The organism is Janibacter sp. CFPM2_SD2 (assembly GCF_057364645.1).
This window is the reverse complement of sequence record NZ_JBNFOF010000268.1, coordinates 1-3,122: the sequence shown is the minus strand read 5'-3', so window position 1 is coordinate 3,122 and position 3,122 is coordinate 1. Positions and strand designations below refer to the sequence as shown.

Here is a 3,122-nt window from a genome sequence, read left to right as displayed (position 1 = left end):
CCGCCCGCCACCGGGGCCCGCCCGGGTGACCGGCGACGACCTGCGCCACGCCATCACCCGCGGCCGCGAGGCCAACCTCGTGCTCCTCGCCGTCGACGCCTCCGGCTCGATGGCCGCGCGCAAGCGGATGGGCGAGGTCAAGACCGCCGTCCTCTCGCTGCTGCTCGACGCCTACCAGCGGCGCGACCGTGTGGGTCTGGTGACCTTCCGCGGGCAGGGCGCCGAGCTCGCGCTGCCGCCCACCTCGTCCGTCGACGCCGCCGCCGCACGGCTCGCCGAGATGCCGCACGGAGGGCGCACCCCGCTCGCCGAAGGACTGACCGAGATCGCCAGGGTCGTTGCGCGAGAGCGCATCCGCGACCGCAACCAGCGCGCCCTCGTCGTCCTCGTCACCGACGGCCGGGCCACGGCCGGGCCCGATGCTCTCGCCCGGGCGCAGCGCATCGCCGACGCCTGGGGCCACACCGCAGAGACCGTCGTCGTCGACTGCGAGTCGGGCCGCTTCCGCATGGGCCTGGCCGCCGACCTCGCCCACCGCATGGGCGCCGAGCACATCGCCCTCGAGCAGGTCGCCGCGAGCGGCCTCGTCGAGATCGTCACCGACCGCACCACCCCCCGAAGGAGCGCCGCCTGATGGCCCAGGGACAGACCCCCGTCACGCCCGAGGACGGGCTCACCACGCGGCAGCGCCGCAACCGCCCGCTCGTCGTCGTCCACGGTGGCGTCGGCAAGGGCAAGTCGACGGCGGCCTTCGGCCTCGGCCTGCGCGGGTGGAACCAGGGCTGGTCGATCGGCGTCTTCCAGTTCGTCAAGTCCGCGAAGTGGCGCATCGGCGAGGAGGAGGTCTACACGACCCTCGGCCGCATCCACGAGGAGACGGGCGAAGGGGGTCCCGTCGAGTGGCACAAGATGGGCTCGGGCTGGTCGTGGTCGCGCAAGGCCGGGTCCGAGGAGGACCACGCCGCCGATGCGCGTGAGGGCTGGGAGGAGATCAAGCGTCGCCTCGCCGACGAGACGCACACCGTCTACATCCTCGACGAGTTCACCTACGTCATGAAGTGGGGCTGGGTCGAGCTCGACGACGTCATCGACACGCTGACCAACCGGCCCGGCTACCAGCACGTCGTCATCACCGGCCGCGACCCGCACCCGCGGCTGCTCGAGATCGCCGACGTCGCCACCGAGATGACCAAGGTCAAGCACCCCTTCGACCAGGGGCAGAAGGGCCAGAAGGGCATCGAGTGGTGACGGCCCTCCCCCGGGTGCTCGTCGCGGCGCCCGCGTCGGGCCACGGCAAGACGACGATCGCCGTGGGGATCATGGCCGCCCTCGCCCGGCGCGGCCTCACCGTCGCACCGGCCAAGGTCGGCCCCGACTACATCGACCCCGGCTACCACGCGCTGGCGACCGGTCGACCGAGCCGCACCCTCGACCCGTGGCTCGTGGGCGAAGGGAGGGTCGCTCCCCCTCCTCCGCCCGGCGGCGCCACCCACCCGACGCCCGCGGACGTCGCCGTCCTCGAGGGCGTCATGGGGCTCATGGACGGGCGGCTCGGGGGCGACGGCTTCGCCTCGAGCGCGCACGTCGCGGCCCTCACCCGCACCCCCGTCGTGCTCGTCGTCGACATCAGCTCGACCTCGCGGACCGTCGCCGCGACGGTGCACGGTCTCGCGACCATCGACCCCGACCTCGACGTCGTCGGCGTCGTGCTCAACAAGGCCGGCACCCCCCCGCCACGGCGACGAGGCCCGCCGCGCCGTCGAAGGCGTCGGCGTCCCCCGTCTGGGGCGTGCTCCCCCGCGACGCCGCGATGCACGTGCCCTCGCGCCACCTCGGGCTCGTGCCCGCCGCCGAGCGCGGCGAGGCCGCGGCCACCCCTCGACCACATCGCCGCCGTCGCCGAGGAGCACCTCGACCTCGACGCGCTCCTCGCCGCCGCACGCACCGCACCCGACCTCGGCGTCGAGCCGTGGGACCCCTCGCTCCCTGAGGAGCTTGCAGGTCCTGAGGAGGCGCGCCAGCGCCGTCTCGAAGGGCAGCACGCGTCTCGAAGGGAGAACCCCGTGGTCGCCGTCGCCGGAGGCCGGGCCTTCACCTTCCGCTACCCCGAGACCGTCGAGTTGCTCGAAGCGGCGGGTGCGCGAGTCGTCGAGGTCGACCCGGCACGCGACTCGGCGCTGCCCGAGGGCACCTGCGCCCTCTACCTCGGCGGCGGGTTCCCCGAGGTGCACGCACGCACCCTCGCGACCAACCGCCCTCTCGTGCAGGTGATCCGGGATGCCGTCGCCGATGGCATGCCGACCATCGCCGAGTGCGCCGGCATGCTCTACCTCGCCGAGACCCTCGACGACCACCCGATGGTCGGTGCCCTGCCGGCCCGTGCCGCGATGGGCCGACGGCTGACCCTCGGCTACCGCGAGGCGACCTCGCTCGTCGACTCGGTCGCCGGCCCCGCCGGCACCCGCGTGACGGGCCACGAGTTCCACCGCACGGTGACCGATCCGCCCTTCGGCACGCAGGCGGCGTGGGACCTCGGCGGACGCACCGAGGGCTTCGCCCTCGACCCCGCCGGCAGCGGCCGCGCGACCCTCGTCGCCTCCTACCTGCACACCCACTGGGCCGGCTCACCCGGCGTCGCCGCCTCCTTCGTCGACGCGGCTCGCGCATGGGGCGTCCGTGGATCGGGTGGGGTGGCGCTGGGGGCTTCGCCCGTGCACCACGAGTTCTCGGAGCCCTCACCTGACTCATCGCAACCGGCTCAGCCCTTGACTCGCGCCACCCCAGCCCGATCCACGTCCTTGCCTGTGGGCCCGTCACCGGTCGCCTTCGAGGGATCGGTGCCCGATCCGCTGCGGCATCACGGGGACGTCGAGGTGTCAGACGACCTGGTGGACCTGGCGGTCAACGTGCGGCTGACGAGTCCTCCGGAGTGGCTCACGCGAGCGCTGGTGGATGAGCTCGGCAAGGTGGCGAGCTATCCGGACGCCACCGTGGCGCGCGATGCGATCGCGGCGCGGCACGGGGTGGCCCGGGACCAGGTGCTGCCGACGAGCGGCGGGGCGGAGGCCTTCACGCTCGTCGCGCGGGCGCTGACGCCGCGCGACGCGGTCGTCGTGGCACCC

The 3,122-nt window shown here is 74.2% G+C and carries 3 protein-coding genes; all 3 read left to right on the top strand.

Annotated elements, in window-relative coordinates:
- Nucleotides 1-634 (top strand): vWA domain-containing protein (locus AC2W7J_RS17010; RefSeq protein WP_485983855.1); only part of this gene is annotated, 634 nt, incomplete at its 5' end.
- Nucleotides 634-1,248: a cob(I)yrinic acid a,c-diamide adenosyltransferase gene (gene cobO / locus AC2W7J_RS17005; RefSeq protein ID WP_421006822.1), complete on the top strand. Its 615-nt coding sequence runs from the start codon at nt 634-636 to the stop codon at nt 1,246-1,248. The genes AC2W7J_RS17010 and cobO, both read left to right, overlap by 1 nt.
- Nucleotides 1,245-3,122 (top strand): cobyrinic acid a,c-diamide synthase CobB (locus AC2W7J_RS17000; protein ID WP_485983853.1); only part of this gene is annotated, 1,878 nt, incomplete at its 3' end. The genes cobO and AC2W7J_RS17000, both read left to right, overlap by 4 nt.